This is a genomic window from Streptomyces sp. NBC_01750, from assembly GCF_035918095.1.
Lineage (GTDB): Bacteria > Actinomycetota > Actinomycetes > Streptomycetales > Streptomycetaceae > Streptomyces.
This window is the reverse complement of the sequence record NZ_CP109137.1, coordinates 7,977,683-7,994,498: the sequence shown is the minus strand read 5'-3', so window position 1 is coordinate 7,994,498 and position 16,816 is coordinate 7,977,683. Positions and strand designations below refer to the sequence as shown.

Genomic DNA, 16,816 nt, shown 5'->3' with positions numbered 1-16,816 from the left:
GACCGTCGGTTCATCCGGCGGGCCGTTTCGGCTTGTCGGCCAGTAACCCATTGGCAGCTTTCAAAGCTTCGTGGCCGCGGTCCTCTTCGGCTGGCGGGGCATGGTCTTGGTCTTGTCGAGGTGCCAGCCCGAGGCCTTGTCCACGGGTTGGGCGTACGGCGGGCCGCTGCCGCTCCGCCGTACGGTTCGCCGCTCTCGGCACCGTGCCCTCCGGCAGGTCCACCGCGCGGCGCCCGAAGTCGACGACCGTGTCGGGGATCTCGTCCAGCTTCGGGAAACACCCCATGCGCTGGTACGACTTCAGCGCCAGCAGCTGGGCCAGCCGATGCTCATCGCAGTCGGCACTGGCGGCAGCCCACTCGACCTCGTCACACCTCGGGGCGAAGAACAGATGCAGCTCATGCGCGGTGATCAGCCGCTTGAACCGCGGATACGCGGTCCTCTCGATCGAGGTCACAACCCACCCCGCCCCAGACGGAACGCAACATCACCACCAACGACGCTGAGCCGAGCGGGTGACGTGGCGGGGCGCTCAAGGCACCAAGATCATCCCGTGGCGGGTTTCTGGCGTATCTGGGTCAGCCCCGGCAAGAGCGCGATCCTCTGCAGAAGAGAACTGAGTTGAATTCCTGGGCGCTGACACTGCGCGGACCGCCACCCCGGTTCTACTCGGTGCGTCGGCGGCTGTGCTGGCTATGTAGGGGTGCTGGCAACGGATGTGTCAGGAGCCGCAAACCGCGGGCGCGGGCGTCTGGAAACGGCCCTGTACTCCTAGCTCGGACACCAGGTAGCAAGTAACCCGCCAGTAGGTTCCGAGAGGCTTGCAGCGGCCGCCGTGGCGGTGAGCACCACAGCGGCCGCGATCAGGGTGGGGATGGTCATGGTGCTCACTTCCTCTCCGGATGGTCGGGGTTCGGTCATGGGCTGCCCCGGTCGGTGTCGGCGTGGTCGATGGCCGCCTGGTTGTGCGCGGCCTGCACCGCGGTCGGCAGGTCCGGCCAGTACGTGAACTGGGGTGCGGTGCGGTGGTCCACGCTGGCGAGCGCGGCCTGGTGCTCCGGCGAGCCGGGGTACACGCCGTCCAGGGCCGCGGCATTGAAGCGGCGCCAGGTCCATGCGGCGGCCGCGTACGTAGCGCCGACAGCGGCGCCGATCGGGTAGAGGAGAGCAAGGTTGGCCATGGCGGGGCCTCCTATCGATGTGGTGGGGCCCCGCCTTTCGGGGCTATTCGCTGGTGAGCTCCGGCTGCTCGCGCTCGACGGCGCGCTCCTGGTCCTCCGGCGTGAGGGTCCGGTAGCAGGCGCCACATAGGTGCTCGTCGGCGAAGCGGCCGGTCGCCTCGCGCCGGTCGCCGTACTGCGGGGAAGTCCGCTTCCCACAGCGGGTGACGGTGGGGCGGTGAGCCCAGCGCCCCGCCGGCAGAGGGCCAGGGCCGATGCGCCCGACGGCGAGAAGCGGGCCTGGCGTGAGATGCGCCGCCGCCAGTCCTCCCGTCGCATCGGGCCCTAGATGATAGTGGAACTATCCACTATCCAATAGTTGAACTATCTATGATGGATGGGACCGACCTTGGCAAGAGGCGGAAGGGTGAACGGGCAGTGCGCATTGGCGAAATGAGCCGCAGGACCGGGGTACCGGTGCCGACGATCAAGTACTACGTTCGGGAAGGGCTGCTCCCGCCCGGCCGGCTGACGAGCCCGAACCAGGCGACCTACGACGATGCGCACGAGCGCAGACTGCGGCTGATCCGCGCGCTGCTGGAGGTGGGCGGACTGAAGGTGGCCGCGATCGCGGAAGTTCTGGCGGCGGTGGACGACCCCGGCAAGTCCGTGCACAACGTCCTCGGGGTGGCGACGGACCTGATCGCCCCGAAGTACGCGGACGAGGAAGCGGACGCCGAACTGGACGCGGCACGGCACGAGGTGCGCGAGCTGATCGCCCGACGCGGCTGGCTGGTCGACGGGGACTTCCCCGCTGCGGAGGCCCTGGCGGCAACGATCGCCGCGCTGGAGAGGGTCGGCCACGGGGCCTTCTCCCAGGTGCTGGAGGTTTACGCGGACGCCGCGGAGCAGGTCGCGCGGGAGGACCTCGCCTATGTCGCGGGCCGGGCCGGTCTTGACGACCTGGTGGAGAGCGTGGTCGTGGGCACGGTGCTCGGGGACACGCTGTTCGCGTCTCTGCGGCGGCTCGCACATGCCGACCGCTCGGCTCGCGTGTACGAGAGCGACGAGTCCGAGGGCGGTATGCCGGGAATCGAGGGCGATTGAAGCCGCCCCCTGCGGCTACGCCCGGCGGACGTGCGATCGGACGCGTGTCCCGGGCTCTGGGGCGACGCTCCCGTCTCAGACGCTGAAGATCCCGGAGAGCGCGTTCAGGGACGGCGGGCCGTCACGATCACGAGCAAGATCCGTCCGACCAGCGAAAACGCTGGTCAGATCGTTTCTCCACGCGTAGCGCGCAGTGGGGCGGGTGGGACTCGAACCCACGACCGACGGATCATGAGTCCTTTGGGGATCTTGGCGGCCCTTGTCGATCTACACCGATCTACGACGTTTTTGCAGGTCAGATGGGGCGAGCCATGTCGGCACTACTTCGTCTTTGTCGGTCTGTTCCTGTCCTTGTGTCCTGACCGCGTCCCGGTTGGACAGAATCGAAGGGGACGAGAGCGGTCGCGCCAATTCGGAAAAGGGGCTCGAACCTCCGCGCGGCGGATTCCTCGTCCAACGCTCTGAGATCGCCCGTCCGGGCCGTTTGCGCGGTCGGCCGGTGCCGGTGGCATCATCACTCTTCAGGAGGCGTGGCACTGGGGTCGTGGTTGCGGAAGTCGGCCTCCCACATTCCCCTCGGGGACTGCAGGGCGGCCCGGCCTGCACCACACGTGAGGGTTCGTCAGCCGCCTGACGAACCCTCACGCGAAACTAGCGGCGCAGACTCCAGATCACGTCCACTGATTCGGACGGTTCATCAGGCCCGAGGCCGTTTGCTGCGCCGCGCATGGCGCTTGCCTTCTGACACTGCACATAACCCGATCCGCTTCCGGACCTCAGGGCGACAATGAGTCGATGCGGCTTCCATTTCGGATCCAGGCCGGACTCATCGTAGATCCGCTGGAATTCCGTCTCACTCACCGAGTGGAGCTCGATCGCCTCGTAGCGCGTGACCAGTCTCATGGCGTCCACGCCTTCGAAGAGGAGGTCCAGGCGAGTGGCCTCTACGGCGTCCGGAGCGGCACGGAGCAGCAGTTGGGAGTGCCCGACTCCATAGCGCCAGACTCGGAAGGTTCGATCGGACTGGAAGAGCAGGGTTGAGCTCGAGCCGCTACTTGAAGGGATTGCCATGCTTCTTACCTCCTTCATACCAGGTGATTCTGTCCCATGCGTGAGGGGACTGGCTTATCTGGTAGAGCTCCCAGTCTGTGAGCCCCTCAAAGTCCGTTGCCGGGTTGACGGACTTCCCTCGGGCCGCAGCGGCAGGGCATCAAGACCTGCTGGAAGCTGTGGCATAGCGGGCCCACGAAGTTCGACTCGGGCACGCTGGAGAAGGGCGACAACGGGCCGATGCGGGCGGTGAGTTCGACGACCGGTGGCAGCGGCTCGTGGGGTTCGACGGGCGGAGGCAGCGGCGACGACGAGCAATACGTCCCGGCCTTGGTGAAGGTGTACGACCAGCTCGACGGGGTCAGCAGAGCGAAGCTGAAACTGGGCCCACGCACGATCGTCGCCCGCATCCGCACCGACCGGACCAACACCGCAGGGCTCACCGATGCCGTCCGCGCCGCTCTGGATGAGCGCCTCGACCAGGTCATCCCGCTCACCCGTCCGGCCATGAAAATCCGGCTCCATGCCACCAGGAACACGCCATGATCAGCCTCAACCGCCCAGCCCGCCTCAACCGCACCCTGCTCGCCGTCTTCGGCGTCCTCCTGCTCGGCTCCGGCACCTTCGCCCTGACGGGTCACTTCGGCCAACTCACCTTCCTGGATTCGGGCGCCACACTCATTCCCACCGCCGACGACCCGCCCACCTGGGCGCTCTGGGTCACCGCCGCCACCGCAGTCGCTGTCGGGCTGCTCATCCTGCGCTGGTTGGTTGCGCAGCTGAGCCGACGCCCCAAAACTCACACCTGGCACCTCGAGCAGAACCCCGAGCAGGGCCACACCGCACTGGCTGCGAGCACTGCCACTGCCCCGTTCCTCAGTGAAATCACCACGTACCCCGGAATCCACAGCGCCCGCGCCACGCTCGCCGGGACCCGCCAAAACCCCGCACTCGCAATAGCGATCAGCACCGAACAAGACGGCGATCTGAGCACCATCAACCATCGACTCAACACCCACGGTCTGCCCCGGCTCCGTCAAGCACTCGACCTCGACACTCTCCCCGTCACCGTCGAATACCGCTTCACGACCCACACCGGCACCCGCGCACGCTAGGCCTGCTCCAGCAAGCCCTACAGGCGACGGCGCCACCCGAGGGCGAGGGGGTGTTCGATGCGGTCGGCGCACTCTGATCACGAGCGGGCAGGTACCGAAGACCGACCTCCTCGAAGTTTCCCGCCCATGTCGGCGCGTCCACGAAGCCCGAGACAGGTGACGTGTCAGTGAAGGCGACAAAGGGCAGGTGGGCGTGGCACAAGGCTGTCGCAGCTCGTGCCAGCAAGGGCCGAAGCATCGGCGCAGGTCACCGAAGTGCCGACCACCACAGACCGCAACGCTCCGTCCCCTCGCCGGGGAGGAGCGGCCGTTTTCGCAGGCCATCGCATATGTGGTAAGCACAGCGGTGCCGAGGCTCAACAGTCCGTGATCAAGCCTGCCGACGCTGGCCTGTGGGCCGGTCGGGCCATGTCCTCAGCTCAGTGCATTGGGTCCGGTCACTGATTATCCGGACATCTCTCATCTCGGGCGAGCTGCTGGCGAAGCCTGCACGCTGTGACCGACGGCGCCCTGGGCGGGATATCCCGAAGCGATGGCCAGAAATGCCGCCAGGACAGACCCGATTGCCAGCGCAAGGAAGAGACCGTCGTAGCCGCCCAGCACTTTCTTCCCTAACGACCTTGGGGGGAATTGAGTTCGGGGCGTGTTGGCCTGGCGGTTTGGCTGGTGGCTGATCAGCAAGCAGTGTCGCGGGCGAAGACGAGTTCGGTGCTTGTCCGGCGCTGTGTGGGGCGCTTGGCGGCGCGGTCGGAGACGAGTGAGGCGATCGCGAGGTGGGTCTCGGCATAGGTTGCACGGCGGCCGGTGAAGCGTCGGAGCGGAGCCCGCTGCCTCAGTTCGGCGTTGGTGTGCTCGACACAGATGCGGGCCGAGGACTGGCGGCGCCTCGCCTCACGCCAGGCGTACTTGTCACCGTCGCAGGCATCGTCCTTGGGTTTCTTCGGCGGGGCGCTCACCTGACGGGGGAACTCCTTGGCCAGCCCTTGGTACCCGGAGTCGACCTTGGCTTTCACGCGGGGGTGCTGGCGGAACTGCTCGGCGATGCCCTCGCTGCGGACGGCGGTCTGATCGTGTACGCGGCCTGGCCGGACGACACCGGACAGCACCATGCGGCCCTGGCCGTCGCTGAACGTCGTTGTCTTGATGGTGTTCTGCCGGCGCTTGCCCGAGACGAACGCCCGGCGGCCTGGGCGGGCCGCCTGCGGGCGGCGGACCTGGGTCTCCGCCCCGTCCAGCCGCAGTTCGACCCCCTCGGCCTCGGCGTAGGCGAAGACGTCCGCCAGCGTCTTGAGCCGCAGGCCGGGCCGGTCGGGAACGGCGAAGCCCCGGGCCGCGAGCAGAGGGCGGACCTGCCGGACCGCAGCGGACACCGTGGAACGGTCCACGTCGAAGAGCTCGGCCAGGACCGCGTGCGGCAGCCCGTGCCGCAGATGGACCAAGGTGACCAGCAGCCGGTCGACGAAGACCAGCTTCGGCTTGCGCCCCGCCCCGACGGCCCGCTGACGAGGTCCGCCACGCTCGGCACGTAGTACGGACTCCCGGGCGGCTTCCCACGGGCGAGCGAGCTCTTCGAGCAAATCGCCGAAATGTGCGCGTGAGACCCCGGACAGGGCAGGATGGGAACAGGCCGCACGGGCCCAGGTCAGCTTCACAACTCAGCCAACCCGTGCGGCCCTTCTCATGTCACGGCCTGATACCGGGACGCTCACCATGTCCGCCGAGGCCGTAAAGCTGCTCGGCCTGAATCGCGTCTGCCGGGACCTCGAAGACGATCTCGAGCCCGTCGCGTTCGTCCCCCTGCTCGCCGACGCGCGTGAAACCGAAGCCCGCGATGGTGGCCAGGGAGGCGTTGTTGTCGGATCTGATAGTGGCCCGCACGGTCCTGACACCGGGTTCGGCGGCGGCCCTGACGAGCAACGCCGTCAGCATGGCGCGGGCATAGCCCTGGCGGCGGTACCCGGGCACGACGGTGTAGCCGACCTCGACCATGCCGGCCTCGTCCGGCGGCCCGTGGAACCCGGCGTCGCCGACGACGGCCCCGTCCGGCTCGGACACCGCGGCCCGCGTGATCCAGGGCGCGGCAGACGGGTCCTCGGCGAGCTGGTCAGCGCGATGGCCGAGGATCCAGCGGGCCCGGTCGCAGACGAAGTATTCGTCAAGGGCGACCCCGGCCTCGGCGCTGCCGCCAGCGAGGTCACCGTCGGCAAGCGCACGCAGCGCCTTTGCGCTGAGCTCGACGAAGCGGACGCGTTTGGGTATGGAGAGAAGTTCGCTATTCATCGCGGAGATGCTCGCCCAGCACCGGAGGGCTGTCCACCGCTTTACGGCCTCGGCGACATGAATCGTCTCGGTAGGGCCGTGACATGAGAAGGGCCGCACGGACGCCGCGATACCTACGCCGAGACTCATCTCGCGATCGCCTCACTCGTCTCCGACCGATCCGCGCAGCGGGCCACCCGCCGCCGGATGAGCACCGAACTCGTCCTCGTCCGCGACACCGCCCGCATCACCCACCAGCCGAGCCGCCAGGCCGGCACTCCCGAAGCCCAATTTCCCCCCGAGACCGTAAGCCTGCGTGTGTGTGCGGTGGCTAGCTGGGCGAAGAAGGAACGCAGTGGTCCGCGGCGCCCTCGTCTGCGCAGTTCGATCTTGCATTTTCCATGAGCACCACTGCTTCAGCTGACCGGACGGCCGGTGATTAGAATGGCCTCTCATGTCGAAGCCTGACGAACTGCTCGTTGACGTCGCCGCCCTGGTGGAGTCCGGGCACAGCAATCAGATGTCTCTGACCGTGGTCGCCGGTGGTGCTGTCATCACGGGTCGGCTGGCTCCCGAAGCCGTCTGGAGGCAGCGGGTGTCGGAGGTCCTGGCGGACTCGGCCCGCCTGAGCGATTTCTCCGCCGTCTTCACCGCTATTACGTGCAAGGAGGGGCCGCCCACGCATCTGCATTTCCATGTGGCGCGGATTCTGCAGGGCACGGTGGGGATCCCGGAGACGGGCGGGATGTACCGCGTGGCGATCGAGGACGTCAGTGCCTCGACCATGGGCGACTTCAGCTACTCCGACCACTGACCCCCGCCGCGTCGAGAAGCCGCCGGTATGCGTTGAGGGCCCGACCGGCGCATACCGATCGGGCCCTCACCGCCGTTTTTGTGGCGGCTCGCGCCTGCCCGTCGGTCAGACGACCGCGGGGGCTCCGAGCATCGCGGAAGCCTGTTGGAACGGGTTGAGGACGCGCGTGGGCGCGGCGGCCTGGGGAAGGCCGCGGCAGGTGAAGCCGAGCTGGGTCATGGCCCGGAGGACTTCGCCGGCGCTGAAATCGCGGCGGTCCTGGCGTGTGACGACCTGGCCGACCTGCTTGACGGGGTAGGTGCGGCGGCCGATGATCACGGACTCGCCGAAGACCTGCTCGGGCCTGATGCCCTTCATCGATTCCAGGACGCCGCTCTTGGTGAGGTCGAACGGGAAGCGGGCGATGACACAGCGCATGATGCCTCACAAGGAGAAGAACGAAGGGGGATGGTTCTGCCGCGGTGAGGCGGTTCAGCCGGCAAGGGCGAGGACGCCCAGAGCACTGCCTTGTTCGTCGACGACAGGCGGGGCATCGAGCCGGCGGCAGCGCATCGCGTGCTCGGCCGCGGCCATCGTGGTCACGGGCGAGGTGAACGGCCGGCGGTCGCCGAGGATGTCGCGCAGCTGGACCCGGTCCGTGTACGCGGAGCTGTCGCGGACTGCGGCGAGCTGGGCCTGGGTGACCAGTTGGGTGCACAGGCCGTCGTTGTCGCAGACGAGCAGGTGCCCGGTGCGGGCGCTGTCCATGACGGACAGGGCGACCTCGATGGTCATGTCGTCGCAGACCTGCGGTGCGCCTGTGTCCATGGCGTCGGCCGCCGTCCTGTGTACGGGGGTGGCATTCGCCGAGCGGGGCTGCATCTGAACCAGCGCCAAAACGTGCCTCCTGCAGAGATGGGTCAGTTTCCTGATCACGAAGGTTCTAGGCCGCCGCATCGAAGGAGGACTGCCGCACGGTCACGCGCCGGGCAGCCGAAGCGGGGCTGCGTCGGCCGCGTGGGGCCGCGCTGCGCTTACGCCGTTCGGCCACCGGCGCGGTGATCGTCACGGGGATGCCGGAGGGGGTCTGGGCGCCTGTGATCTGGCTGAGTGCCTCTTCGCCGGAGCGGACCTGGGTGGTCTGGGGCACGATGCCGGCGGCCGTCATGAGGCGGGTCATGTCGCGGCGCTGGTTGGGGGTGACCAGGGTGACGACGCTGCCGGACTCGCCGGCCCGCGCGGTACGGCCGCCGCGGTGGAGGTAGTCCTTGTGGTCGGTCGGCGGGTCGACGTTGACGACGAGGTCGAGGTTGTCGACGTGGATGCCGCGCGCCGCGACGTTCGTCGCGACGAGCACGGTGACGTGGCCGGTCTTGAACTGGGCCAGGGTCCGGGTGCGCAGGGGCTGCGACTTCCCGCCGTGCAGGGCGGCGGCCCGGACACCGCTGTTCAGCAGGTCCTGCGTCAGCCGGTCGACGGCGTGCTTGGTGTCCAGGAACATGATCACCCGGCCCTCGCGCGCCGCGATCTCCGTCGTCGTCCGGTGCTTGTCGGCGCCGTGGACGTGCAGCACGTGATGCTCCATCGTGGTGACCGCGCCTGCGGACGGGTCGACGGAGTGGACGACCGGATCGGTGAGGTAGCGGCGGACCAGCCGGTCGACGTTGCGGTCGAGGGTGGCGGAGAACAGCATCCGCTGGCCCTCGGGGCGGACCTGGTCCAAGAGCGAGGTGACCTGGGGCATGAAGCCCATGTCGGCCATCTGATCGGCCTCGTCCAGGACGGTGATCGCGACCTGGTTCAGTCGGCAGTCACCGCGGTCGATGAGGTCCTTGAGGCGGCCCGGCGTCGCGACGACGACCTCGGCGCCACCGCGCAGCGCATTGGCCTGCCTGCCGATCGACATTCCGCCGACGACGGTGGCCAGGCGCAGCTTGACCGAGCGGGCGTAGGGGGTGAGTGCGTCGGTCACCTGCTGCGCTAGCTCGCGGGTGGGAACAAGGATCAGGGCCAGCGGCTGGCGGGGCTCGGCGCGCTGTCCGGCGGTACGGGCCAGCAGGGCCAGGCCGAAGGCGAGGGTCTTGCCGGAGCCGGTGCGCCCGCGTCCCAGGGCGTCGCGGCCCGCGAGGGTGTTGGGCAGGGTCGCGCCCTGGATCGGGAACGGGACGCTCACGCCTTGCGCGGTGAGCGCGGCCAGCAACTGCTCGGGCATGTCGAGGTCCGCGAACGCCTCGACCGCGGGCAGCGCGGGAGTGATCGTCTCCGGCAGGGCGAACTCGCCCTGGACCGCTGCGGGCCGCCGGCCGTGGCCGCCAGAGCGGCTCGGACCCCCTGAACGGCTCGGGGCGGGCGAGCCGAAGCGGCCGCCCCGCCCCGAACGGGCGCCGGAGCCGAAAGCGGGGCCGTCGGTGCGGCGGGGGCGGGAGGAGCGGCCGTTCGTACGTGTGGGGTTCATTGAGAACCTTCCTTGATACGGCACGTATCAAGGAATTCCCGCAGCGGAAGAGCAGCGCGGGGAATCACAAGAACGGGCCGAATAGAATGCGAATCTGGTTTGCAGTGAATCCGGTGCGGGGTGCAGGCAATGAAATGGGTGACGTCATGTGGACGTGAAATCCCGGACGTCGACGGGTGCAGCTCCGTAGAGGCGCGCATCCCTGAGGAAGGGGCGGTGTTGTCCCACAGGTGGCACCACTGCGGGAAATGCCCGCAGCTGGGGCCCGCACCCCGAGGGATGCGGGCCCCAGCTACAAAGTGCGCGTCAGCGTCAGGCGAGAACGATGTTCTCGGCCGTCGGGCCCTTCTGGCCCGGCGCGATGTCGAAGGTGACCTTCTGGCCTTCGAGCAGCTCACGGAAGCCCTGGGCGGCGATGTTCGAGAAGTGGGCGAACACGTCAGGGCCGCCACCGTCCTGCTCGATGAAGCCGAAACCCTTGGCTGCGTTGAACCACTTCACGGTGCCTGACGCCATGTCATATCTCCTTTGGGGCAGTACGCCGGGACCCGCGATGCGCGGATACCGGGTCGCCGCGATGATGCCCCGTCCGGAAAATGACCGGCAATACGCAAACGCTTCCAGTGGCTGAAAATACCGGCGAAGGCGCTTGAAGTTTTGGGAACCACAACTGCAACTGAGATCGACAGTAGCATGCGGTAGCGGCCCGCGTACGGTAAATAATTCCAATCTGTTAGTCGCGGTAAAAACACTCCCCGCGTGGCGCGTTAAACCCTCACCTCGCGGTCATAGATATTGATCCACCCGGAGCACAGCGTTAGAGGAAGAGCCTTCACGGCTCGGAGGACACGACTATTTCGGTGGCACGATCCGTACCGTTCAGCCCTGCGCCGGCCTCATCGGCCCGTACGCCGGTCCCGACAGGATCAGGGCCGCGCAGCTGTTGCTGCGCGGCCCTGATCACGTGCGCCCCAGATCCCGCCACCGTCGCCTGAAGGCGGCGCCGACTGTTCGGGTGAACCCGTCGGACAGCAAAGCCTGCCCCAGGGCAGCAGTACCCTCCGAGCGCGGGCGGGAAGGATGTCAGGCGGGGTTGATGTTCTCGGCCTGGGGTCCCTCGGGCCTTAGGTGACATCAAACGTCACGGCCTGGCCTTCCTGGAGCTCACGGAAGCCCGACGAGTTGATGGCGGAGTAGTGGGCGAAGACGTCCGCGCCGCCGCCGTCCTGGGCGATGAAGGCGAAGCCCTCTCCGCCTTGAACCACTTCACAGTTCCCGTAGCCGTGTCTCATGCCTTCCAGTCGATGAACGCCTCCCACGACATGCGGAAGGCGGAGGTGATCGCCCCTGTTTCCGGCGGCACAGCACAGCAGAATGCCCACGCCGAAGACATGGGCGAAGGGGAACTTCCGAATCATGACAGCTGACGCAGACGCTAAACGTCCGCACACCCTGTCACCACAGGAAGCGACCCATGCGCCTCACCCCCGCGTGTGCGGAACCCGCCGGTACCTGTCGAGCGCGCGTCACCTCAGACCGCGGGCGGTGAATTCACCGACTCGGCGGCACGGCGGTATTCGGCGTTGATGCGCTGGGCTTCTTCGAGCTGGTCTTCGAGGATGACGATGCGGCAGGCAGCCTCGATGGGGGTGCCCTGGTCGACGAGCTCACGCGCGCGAGCCGCGATGCGCAGCTGGTAGCGGGAGTAGCGGCGGTGTCCGCCCGCGGAGCGGAGCGGGGTGATCAGGCGGGCTTCGCCGAGGGCGCGGAGGAAGCCCTGGGTGGTGCCGAGCATCTCGGCGGCCCGGCCCATCGTGTAGGCGGGGTAGTCGTCGTCATCGAGACGGCCGAACGAGTCGTCTGCTGTCATTGCACCTCTCTGTGGAACGCGTGGAGGGGCCCTGGTGCCATATGGCACCAGGGCCCCGAAGGAACTGCTACACCATCTGCCGGCCCTGGTACTGCGCCGGCCTTCTGTTTCCGCAGACCCGACCGAGATGCTGTCGGGGGCGCGGGGATCGCGGTTGCCTGACCGGAGACCACCTCACTATCGATGTCCTGCGGTACCCGGGCTCAAGATTCGCCCGGGCGATCCTGATGGCGCTCAACTCCTCCGTTCTTCCCTCTGGATGAGCTACTTACCAAACGGGAACTGCGGAACTGCGTACTGCTGGTACTGCGAACTGCTCGTGGCCTCGAACAGCGCCACTCTTCGGCAGCCAGCCCCGTCGCCCGTCCTGAATCTGCTCTGGCTTAGAACCCCACTGCCGAACTTCCCGGTGCGCGCGTCCGCAGCCGACGCCTTCACCGAGGTGCTGCTCACTGACTTCACTGCTGAGTACTTCGAACTGCACTTACGGGTATTGCCACTGCGGTACTGCTCACGGCGGCCCCTGATCACTGCGGGCGCCCAGTCCGGTCGCCAGTCCCGTCGCCGTCCTGCAACAACCCTGGCTTCGGAACTCCACCACCGCACCGTCCTGCGAACTGCGTGTACTGCTGCCCGGCAGTTCGTTTCTGCCGGGCCTTGCTTGATCTCGGCTACGAGAGAAACCATAACCACGCCATCTCCCAATGTCTACTCCGGCCGTCATAGATTTCTGCGCACTGGTCAGATAGATAGTCGACCTCGACCACAGAAGGGGCACGCGGCTGCCCACTCCAGCCGGGGGCACCCGCTCCGAGCAGCGCCGTTACGCCGGCCTCGACTCCGCGAGCGCCACAGTTTCCCCGCCTGACTGCGTGGACGATCGGCCAGGCACGCTCCACAGCCGGGGCTTCGTGCGGTTAGCGCCGCAGCCGGCACAAGCACCGGGCAGACAGGACCGGGCCGTGATCGAAGGGGATGAGGGTGTGCGTCCGGCTGTCCAGTTGTACTAGGGCGCGTATCTGGTCGTGATCAATGAGTCGCTCTGGTGAGGTCTTTGATCCAGATCATCGAGGCGCGCAGGTAAAGGCCGGCGAGGTAGCTGTCCGGGATCTTGTCGTATCGAGTGGCGACGCCCCGCCATGCCTTGAGCTTGTTGATCAGCCGCTCGACGGTGTTCCTCTCCTTGTAGAGGCCGGCGTCGTGGCCGACGGGCGGCCACCCCCGGAACCCTTCCTCTTCCGGTTGGCGGCCTGGTCGGCCTTCCCCGGGATGACCGCCTTGATGTGGCGTTTGCGCAGGTGGGAGCGATTACCGCCGGAGGAGTAAGCCTTGTCCCCGGCGACGGCGTCCGGCCGGGTACGGGGGCGGCCGACGGGCCCGCGGACCCGGATCTTCCGTAGGACGGGGATGAACTGCGGGCTGCCGGCCGCCTGTCCGGCGGTCAGCACGAACGCCAGCGGGCGGCACCTGCGGTCGGCGGCGAGGTGGACCTTGCTGGTCTGCCCGCCCCGCGAGCGTCCCAAGAGGGCGGTCTTCAGGCGGAGCTTTCGCGGGCGGCGGACCCGTCGTCGTTCCTCCCGCTCCGGGGCCGCTTCGGCCTCGTGTCCGCTTTGTCCTTCGGGGCTGCCCCCTTTTGCGGGGCCTTCTCCTCTTCGGCGGCGGTCTTCTCCAGGGCGGTGAGGACCTCCTGGCCCAGGTGCATCCCGGCGGCGTCGTGGTGGGCGCGTGTGTTGGTGGAGTCGATGCTGACCAGGGACAGGTCCACCTCGCCCCGCTTCGCCGCCTCCGCGATCAGGTCCTCCAGCAGGGCTTCGAACACTCCGGCGTCACGCCACTGGCGGAACCGGTTGGAGACGGTTGACCAGGCACCGAACTCGCTCGGCATCTCCCGCCACTGCCCGCCGGTCCGGAACCACCAGATCACGCCCTCGAACTGCTGCCGCAGGGTCTTGGGGTACGGGCCGTACTCGCCGATCGGCAGGTGCGGCTCGATGAACTCCCACTCTTCCTTCGTCCGTCAGTTGCGCGCGTGTCACGCACGACGGTCTACCGGGCCAGGGCCTGGAACGGGGCGAAACCCACGGATTGATCACGGCCCGAATGGCGCTAGGCGGGCTGCGGGGCGGGCGTTTCCGGAGCGGCCGCGACGTTGCGGGTCTCGCGCATGATCAGCAGGCCGTTGACCACCATCAGTGTCGCGGTCAGGCAGTGGACGCCGAGCGCGGTGGCCACGGAGCCGTGGTGGGCCAGCACGTTGGTCATGTCGCCGTACGCGGCGAGTGCTTCCGTCAGCAGCACCCAGCCCAGCGCCCGGCGGTGACCCGTCACCAGCAGGATGCCCAGAACCAGGGCCAAGACGACGTCGCGGATTCCCTTGATGATCAGGAAGCCGTCGCCGTCGCCGGACGGCCAGCTCGGCAGGCCGTAGCCCGGCGCCGTCGTCTCCGGGCTCAGGATGTACTCCGTCCCGAACCAGAGGATGAAGAGGATGAAGGCGGCGGCCAGGACGGTGTTGATCTTCTTCAGCGACATTGTTCTTCTCCATGCGAGTCTTCGTCAGCTTGGTGAGCTTCGTGGAGCTTGCCGAGTCGTGTGGGGCCTGATCAGGCCGCGTGGACGCGGCCGATCGAGGGCCGCAGCTTGCCGGGATCGCAGTTGCGGGATCTGAGCGGCAGCTGCATTCCCGAATGTCGGGATTTCGGTGGTCAGCCGCCCCCGAGGAGTGGGGATTGGCCACCGGCGCGGCCTCGGCCCGCGGGGTCAGAAATCCGATGCCCTCTCCGGCTCACGCCGACGGGACAAAAGCCGTCGATACGGGGGCGAACCAGTGCATGTCGAGGCAGCGGTGGTATCAGGCGAGGGCGGCAACCAGCAGGGTGAACGCGGCGACGATGACGGCGACGCGGATGTAGTGGTAGCGGTTCCAGCGGTGCAGCTGCTCCTTCCAGTCGGCGGGCCGGTTCTCGGGGGTCCAGGTCTTGTTTCGGTTGTTGATCGGGACGAGCAGCAGGATCGACATGACCACGCTGAGGATCAGCAGTCCGGCGGCGATGACTACGAGGCCGGCGCCGGGGCGGTGCCATCCGGCGACGGCCCAGATCGCGCTGAGGACGAGCGAGCCTATGTACCAGAACGGCATCAGGGCGCCGAGCATCCGGCCGCCGTGGGCGTGGCCGAGCTGGCCGCTGTCCTCGGGAAGCGCGTCCAGGATCCGGTTCATGATGAAGGCGACGGAGAACTCCACCCCCACCATCAGGCCGACGACGACGGTGGTGACGACCTCGAGTGTGTTGAGCATGACGATCCCTCCGTGAACTAGCGTTGCTAGATGATGGGGCAACGCTAGTACTGCTAACGCTCGGTTGTCTAGCGATGCTAGGATCGATTCATGTCGGTAAAGGAACGCAAGGAGCGCGAACGGGCGGAGCGCGAGCGCCTCATCGTGGCGACAGCCCGCGAACTCGCCGAGCAGCAGGGCTGGGACGCAGTCACCACCCGCCGGCTCGCCGAGCGCATCGAGTACAGCCAGCCCGTCCTCTACAGCCACTTCCGCGGCAAGCGCGAGATCATCGGCGCCGTCGCCCTGGAGGGCGCCACCGAGATGGCCGCGGCGCTGCGGGCCGCGACCTCCGCCACGGACGGCCCGCGCGAGCGGGTCGCCGCCCTCGCCCGCGCCTACCTCGACTTCGCCGAGCACAACCCGGCGGTCTACGACGCCTTGTTCCAGCTCGACGGCGGCCTGGCGTACGCGCAGGAGGACACCCCCGAGCCGCTGAAGGACGCCTTCGCCGCCCTGCTCGAGTGCCTCGCCGAGGTCGCCGGCGACGGCGTCCACCCGGGGCTGTTCACCGAGGTGTTCTGGGCGGCTCTGCACGGCCTGGCGACCCTGACCCGAGCGGGCCGCCTGCTGCCCGAGGACGCTGAGCCGAGGGTGGAGCTGTTGGTGGACCGGCTCGCCATGGTCTGACACACCGTCCCGGCGGGCACGCAGCCGGGGCCCTCGGGCCCCGCCGCTGCCTGCCTGCGGCAACGCTTCCGGTCACTCGCACCCACACGGCGCAGCCGCAGATCGCCGGGCCCCGCACCCCAGACGGGGCACCCACCCCGGAGGCTGCGATGCTCATTGATCACGACCCGATACACGCCCTAGGAGCGGAACGTCTCGCCCGGCAGACGTCCGTCGGCCCAGATGTGCGCGCAGATCATGAGGGCGCTCAGCACCGCGTCGTAGGTCGCTTCCCAGCCGTAACGCTGCATGATGCGCAGGTGCCGGCGCTGGGCGTCGACGACCTCCGGAAGCTGAGCGAGATCGACGGCCGGCTGGTCGATGTCGGGCGGGCCGATCCAGGTGTTGTGCCGCAGACAGACGTAAGTGTGGTCCGGCAGGAGCCGGACCACACGGCCACCGCGGTGACGGGCATCGCAGAGGTGGCAGCCGGCCTGCGGCGCGTGGCGGAAACATCGCCCAGTCCGGTGGCGGGTTCGCGCAGTTCCGGCAAGGCTCCGGCGAAGGCGTGAACGCCGCGGCCGGTCAGCGCGGCGAGTCGTTCAGGGATGGGAACACGGCGGGCGGCACAGGCGGTTCCGAACGGGTGACCGCGATCCAGAGGGCGTGGGTGCCCAGCCCGTGGAGAGTGGCCAGGCGGCTGACGTAGGAGACGGCGATTTCGTGCCGAGCGGATGGGACTGCGTCGGGCAGCGTGCGCAGGCATCAGGCGGCACGCTTCCGTCGGGCGGGCTCGGCCGGTGCCGTCTGCTTTTCGGACTGTTCGGCGGCGAAGTCGATGGGGAAGAGCGCCGGAGCTCTTCGGTGATGCGCCCGCTGCCGTCCTCGAGGGCCAGCACTGGGGCGCGTCGATGAGCACCGGTCTTCCCGGCGAGTCCCACAGCCTGTTGGGCGACATCCGGGCAGCGACCCTTCAGAGCCGTTATCAATTCGGGCCGTTTCCTGTACGCCTCCAGCAATCGCCGGGGCAACCCAGCGATGAGAGCCTGCCACCAAAAATC

The 16,816-nt window shown here is 68.0% G+C and carries 19 protein-coding genes and 2 pseudogenes; 6 read left to right on the top strand and 15 right to left on the bottom strand.

Features of this window, described 5'->3' with window-relative positions:
• Window positions 1–10: 10 nt before the first annotated feature.
• Window positions 11–457 carry a DUF4158 domain-containing protein gene (locus OG966_RS36230; protein ID WP_326654304.1) on the bottom strand — a complete coding sequence of 149 codons (447 nt, stop codon included), beginning with the start codon at window positions 455–457 and terminating at the stop codon, window positions 11–13.
• A 460-nt stretch (window positions 458–917) separates the two neighbouring features.
• A complete protein-coding gene (locus tag OG966_RS36225; protein ID WP_326654303.1) occupies window positions 918–1,181 on the bottom strand; it encodes a hypothetical protein in 264 nt (87 codons plus the stop codon).
• A 417-nt stretch (window positions 1,182–1,598) separates the two neighbouring features.
• Here OG966_RS36225 and OG966_RS36220 point away from each other — a divergent pair, with 417 nt between their 5' ends.
• Window positions 1,599–2,267, top strand: a complete 669-nt coding sequence (locus OG966_RS36220; RefSeq protein ID WP_326654302.1) for a MerR family transcriptional regulator — start codon at window positions 1,599–1,601, stop codon at window positions 2,265–2,267.
• 651 nt (window positions 2,268–2,918) lie between these two features.
• Here the strand turns inward: OG966_RS36220 and OG966_RS36215 are convergent.
• Window positions 2,919–3,338, bottom strand: a complete 420-nt coding sequence (locus OG966_RS36215; RefSeq protein ID WP_326654301.1) for a hypothetical protein — start codon at window positions 3,336–3,338, stop codon at window positions 2,919–2,921.
• A gap of 228 nt (window positions 3,339–3,566) precedes the next feature.
• Here OG966_RS36215 and OG966_RS36210 point away from each other — a divergent pair, with 228 nt between their 5' ends.
• On the top strand, window positions 3,567–3,863 hold the full coding sequence (locus OG966_RS36210) for a DUF6286 domain-containing protein (RefSeq protein ID WP_326654300.1): 297 nt from the start codon (window positions 3,567–3,569) through the stop codon (window positions 3,861–3,863).
• Window positions 3,860–4,432 (top strand): hypothetical protein, encoded by a 573-nt coding sequence (locus OG966_RS36205; protein ID WP_326654299.1) that lies wholly within the window; start codon window positions 3,860–3,862, stop codon window positions 4,430–4,432. The genes OG966_RS36210 and OG966_RS36205 overlap by 4 nt, the downstream gene beginning before the upstream one ends.
• A 674-nt stretch (window positions 4,433–5,106) precedes the next feature.
• On the opposite strand, the gene OG966_RS36200 is transcribed toward OG966_RS36205, so the two are convergent.
• Together OG966_RS36200 and OG966_RS36195 are read right to left on the bottom strand one after the other, a co-directional pair.
• Window positions 5,107–6,009: a transposase family protein gene (locus OG966_RS36200; RefSeq protein WP_326654298.1), complete on the bottom strand. Its 903-nt coding sequence runs from the start codon at window positions 6,007–6,009 to the stop codon at window positions 5,107–5,109.
• Between the two features lie 106 nt (window positions 6,010–6,115).
• A complete protein-coding gene (locus tag OG966_RS36195) occupies window positions 6,116–6,712 on the bottom strand; it encodes a GNAT family N-acetyltransferase (protein ID WP_326654297.1) in 597 nt (198 codons plus the stop codon).
• Between the two features lie 433 nt (window positions 6,713–7,145).
• Between OG966_RS36195 and OG966_RS36190 the strand changes: the two genes are divergently transcribed.
• Window positions 7,146–7,505 carry a hypothetical protein gene (locus tag OG966_RS36190; protein ID WP_326654296.1) on the top strand — a complete coding sequence of 120 codons (360 nt, stop codon included), beginning with the start codon at window positions 7,146–7,148 and terminating at the stop codon, window positions 7,503–7,505.
• Window positions 7,506–7,610: 105 nt separating this feature from the next.
• Here OG966_RS36190 and OG966_RS36185 read toward each other — a convergent pair whose 3' ends face one another.
• From OG966_RS36185 to OG966_RS36165, 5 genes and pseudogenes are all read right to left on the bottom strand, one after another.
• A complete protein-coding gene (locus OG966_RS36185) occupies window positions 7,611–7,922 on the bottom strand; it encodes an SCO5918 family protein (protein ID WP_326654295.1) in 312 nt (103 codons plus the stop codon).
• A 54-nt stretch (window positions 7,923–7,976) separates the two neighbouring features.
• Entirely contained in the window at window positions 7,977–8,381 is a 405-nt protein-coding gene (locus OG966_RS36180) for a CBS domain-containing protein (RefSeq protein WP_326654294.1), read from the bottom strand.
• 46 nt (window positions 8,382–8,427) lie between these two features.
• Window positions 8,428–9,939 carry a DEAD/DEAH box helicase gene (locus OG966_RS36175; protein ID WP_326654292.1) on the bottom strand — a complete coding sequence of 504 codons (1,512 nt, stop codon included), beginning with the start codon at window positions 9,937–9,939 and terminating at the stop codon, window positions 8,428–8,430.
• A gap of 312 nt (window positions 9,940–10,251) precedes the next feature.
• Entirely contained in the window at window positions 10,252–10,455 is a 204-nt protein-coding gene (locus tag OG966_RS36170; RefSeq protein WP_266516097.1) for a cold-shock protein, read from the bottom strand.
• A gap of 567 nt (window positions 10,456–11,022) precedes the next feature.
• Window positions 11,023–11,209, bottom strand: a pseudogene (locus OG966_RS36165) (cold shock domain-containing protein).
• Between the two features lie 13 nt (window positions 11,210–11,222).
• On the opposite strand from OG966_RS36165, the gene OG966_RS36160 reads away from it, so the two are divergent.
• The gene (locus tag OG966_RS36160) at window positions 11,223–11,366 is read left to right on the top strand and encodes a hypothetical protein (RefSeq protein ID WP_326654290.1); all 144 of its coding nucleotides are present in this window, start codon (window positions 11,223–11,225) and stop codon (window positions 11,364–11,366) included.
• 104 nt (window positions 11,367–11,470) lie between these two features.
• On the opposite strand, the gene OG966_RS36155 is transcribed toward OG966_RS36160, so the two are convergent.
• The 4 genes and pseudogenes from OG966_RS36155 to OG966_RS36140 form a co-directional block, all read right to left on the bottom strand.
• Entirely contained in the window at window positions 11,471–11,809 is a 339-nt protein-coding gene (locus OG966_RS36155; protein ID WP_326654288.1) for a MerR family transcriptional regulator, read from the bottom strand.
• 1,029 nt (window positions 11,810–12,838) lie between these two features.
• Window positions 12,839–13,802 (bottom strand): annotated as a pseudogene (locus OG966_RS36150) (IS5 family transposase).
• A 113-nt stretch (window positions 13,803–13,915) separates the two neighbouring features.
• Complete coding sequence (locus OG966_RS36145) at window positions 13,916–14,341, bottom strand: DUF4267 domain-containing protein (protein ID WP_326654287.1); 426 nt, start codon at window positions 14,339–14,341, stop codon at window positions 13,916–13,918.
• Window positions 14,342–14,660: 319 nt separating this feature from the next.
• Window positions 14,661–15,107, bottom strand: a complete 447-nt coding sequence (locus tag OG966_RS36140) for a DUF1772 domain-containing protein (protein ID WP_326654285.1) — start codon at window positions 15,105–15,107, stop codon at window positions 14,661–14,663.
• A gap of 90 nt (window positions 15,108–15,197) precedes the next feature.
• Here OG966_RS36140 and OG966_RS36135 point away from each other — a divergent pair, with 90 nt between their 5' ends.
• Window positions 15,198–15,776, top strand: coding sequence for a TetR/AcrR family transcriptional regulator (locus OG966_RS36135; RefSeq protein ID WP_266544088.1), 579 nt, complete (start codon window positions 15,198–15,200; stop codon window positions 15,774–15,776).
• A gap of 179 nt (window positions 15,777–15,955) precedes the next feature.
• Here OG966_RS36135 and OG966_RS36130 read toward each other — a convergent pair whose 3' ends face one another.
• Window positions 15,956–16,207 carry a hypothetical protein gene (locus tag OG966_RS36130; protein WP_326654284.1) on the bottom strand — a complete coding sequence of 84 codons (252 nt, stop codon included), beginning with the start codon at window positions 16,205–16,207 and terminating at the stop codon, window positions 15,956–15,958.
• Window positions 16,208–16,816 lie beyond the last annotated feature (609 nt).

Excerpts from the sequence above, each read along its gene's own strand:
- OG966_RS36225 (WP_326654303.1), bottom strand. The coding sequence starts at position 1,181 with ATGGCCAACCTTGCTCTCCTCTACCCGATCGGCGCCGCTGTCGGCGCT.
- OG966_RS36215 (WP_326654301.1), bottom strand. The coding sequence starts at position 3,338 with ATGGCAATCCCTTCAAGTAGCGGCTCGAGCTCAACCCTGCTCTTCCAG.
- OG966_RS36205 (WP_326654299.1), top strand. The coding sequence starts at position 3,860 with ATGATCAGCCTCAACCGCCCAGCCCGCCTCAACCGCACCCTGCTCGCC.
- OG966_RS36195 (WP_326654297.1), bottom strand. The coding sequence starts at position 6,712 with ATGAATAGCGAACTTCTCTCCATACCCAAACGCGTCCGCTTCGTCGAG.
- OG966_RS36190 (WP_326654296.1), top strand. The coding sequence starts at position 7,146 with ATGTCGAAGCCTGACGAACTGCTCGTTGACGTCGCCGCCCTGGTGGAG.
- OG966_RS36185 (WP_326654295.1), bottom strand. The coding sequence starts at position 7,922 with ATGCGCTGTGTCATCGCCCGCTTCCCGTTCGACCTCACCAAGAGCGGC.
- OG966_RS36175 (WP_326654292.1), bottom strand. The coding sequence starts at position 9,939 with ATGAACCCCACACGTACGAACGGCCGCTCCTCCCGCCCCCGCCGCACC.
- OG966_RS36170 (WP_266516097.1), bottom strand. The coding sequence starts at position 10,455 with ATGGCGTCAGGCACCGTGAAGTGGTTCAACGCAGCCAAGGGTTTCGGC.
- OG966_RS36155 (WP_326654288.1), bottom strand. The coding sequence starts at position 11,809 with ATGACAGCAGACGACTCGTTCGGCCGTCTCGATGACGACGACTACCCC.
- OG966_RS36145 (WP_326654287.1), bottom strand. The coding sequence starts at position 14,341 with ATGTCGCTGAAGAAGATCAACACCGTCCTGGCCGCCGCCTTCATCCTC.
- OG966_RS36140 (WP_326654285.1), bottom strand. The coding sequence starts at position 15,107 with ATGCTCAACACACTCGAGGTCGTCACCACCGTCGTCGTCGGCCTGATG.
- OG966_RS36135 (WP_266544088.1), top strand. The coding sequence starts at position 15,198 with ATGTCGGTAAAGGAACGCAAGGAGCGCGAACGGGCGGAGCGCGAGCGC.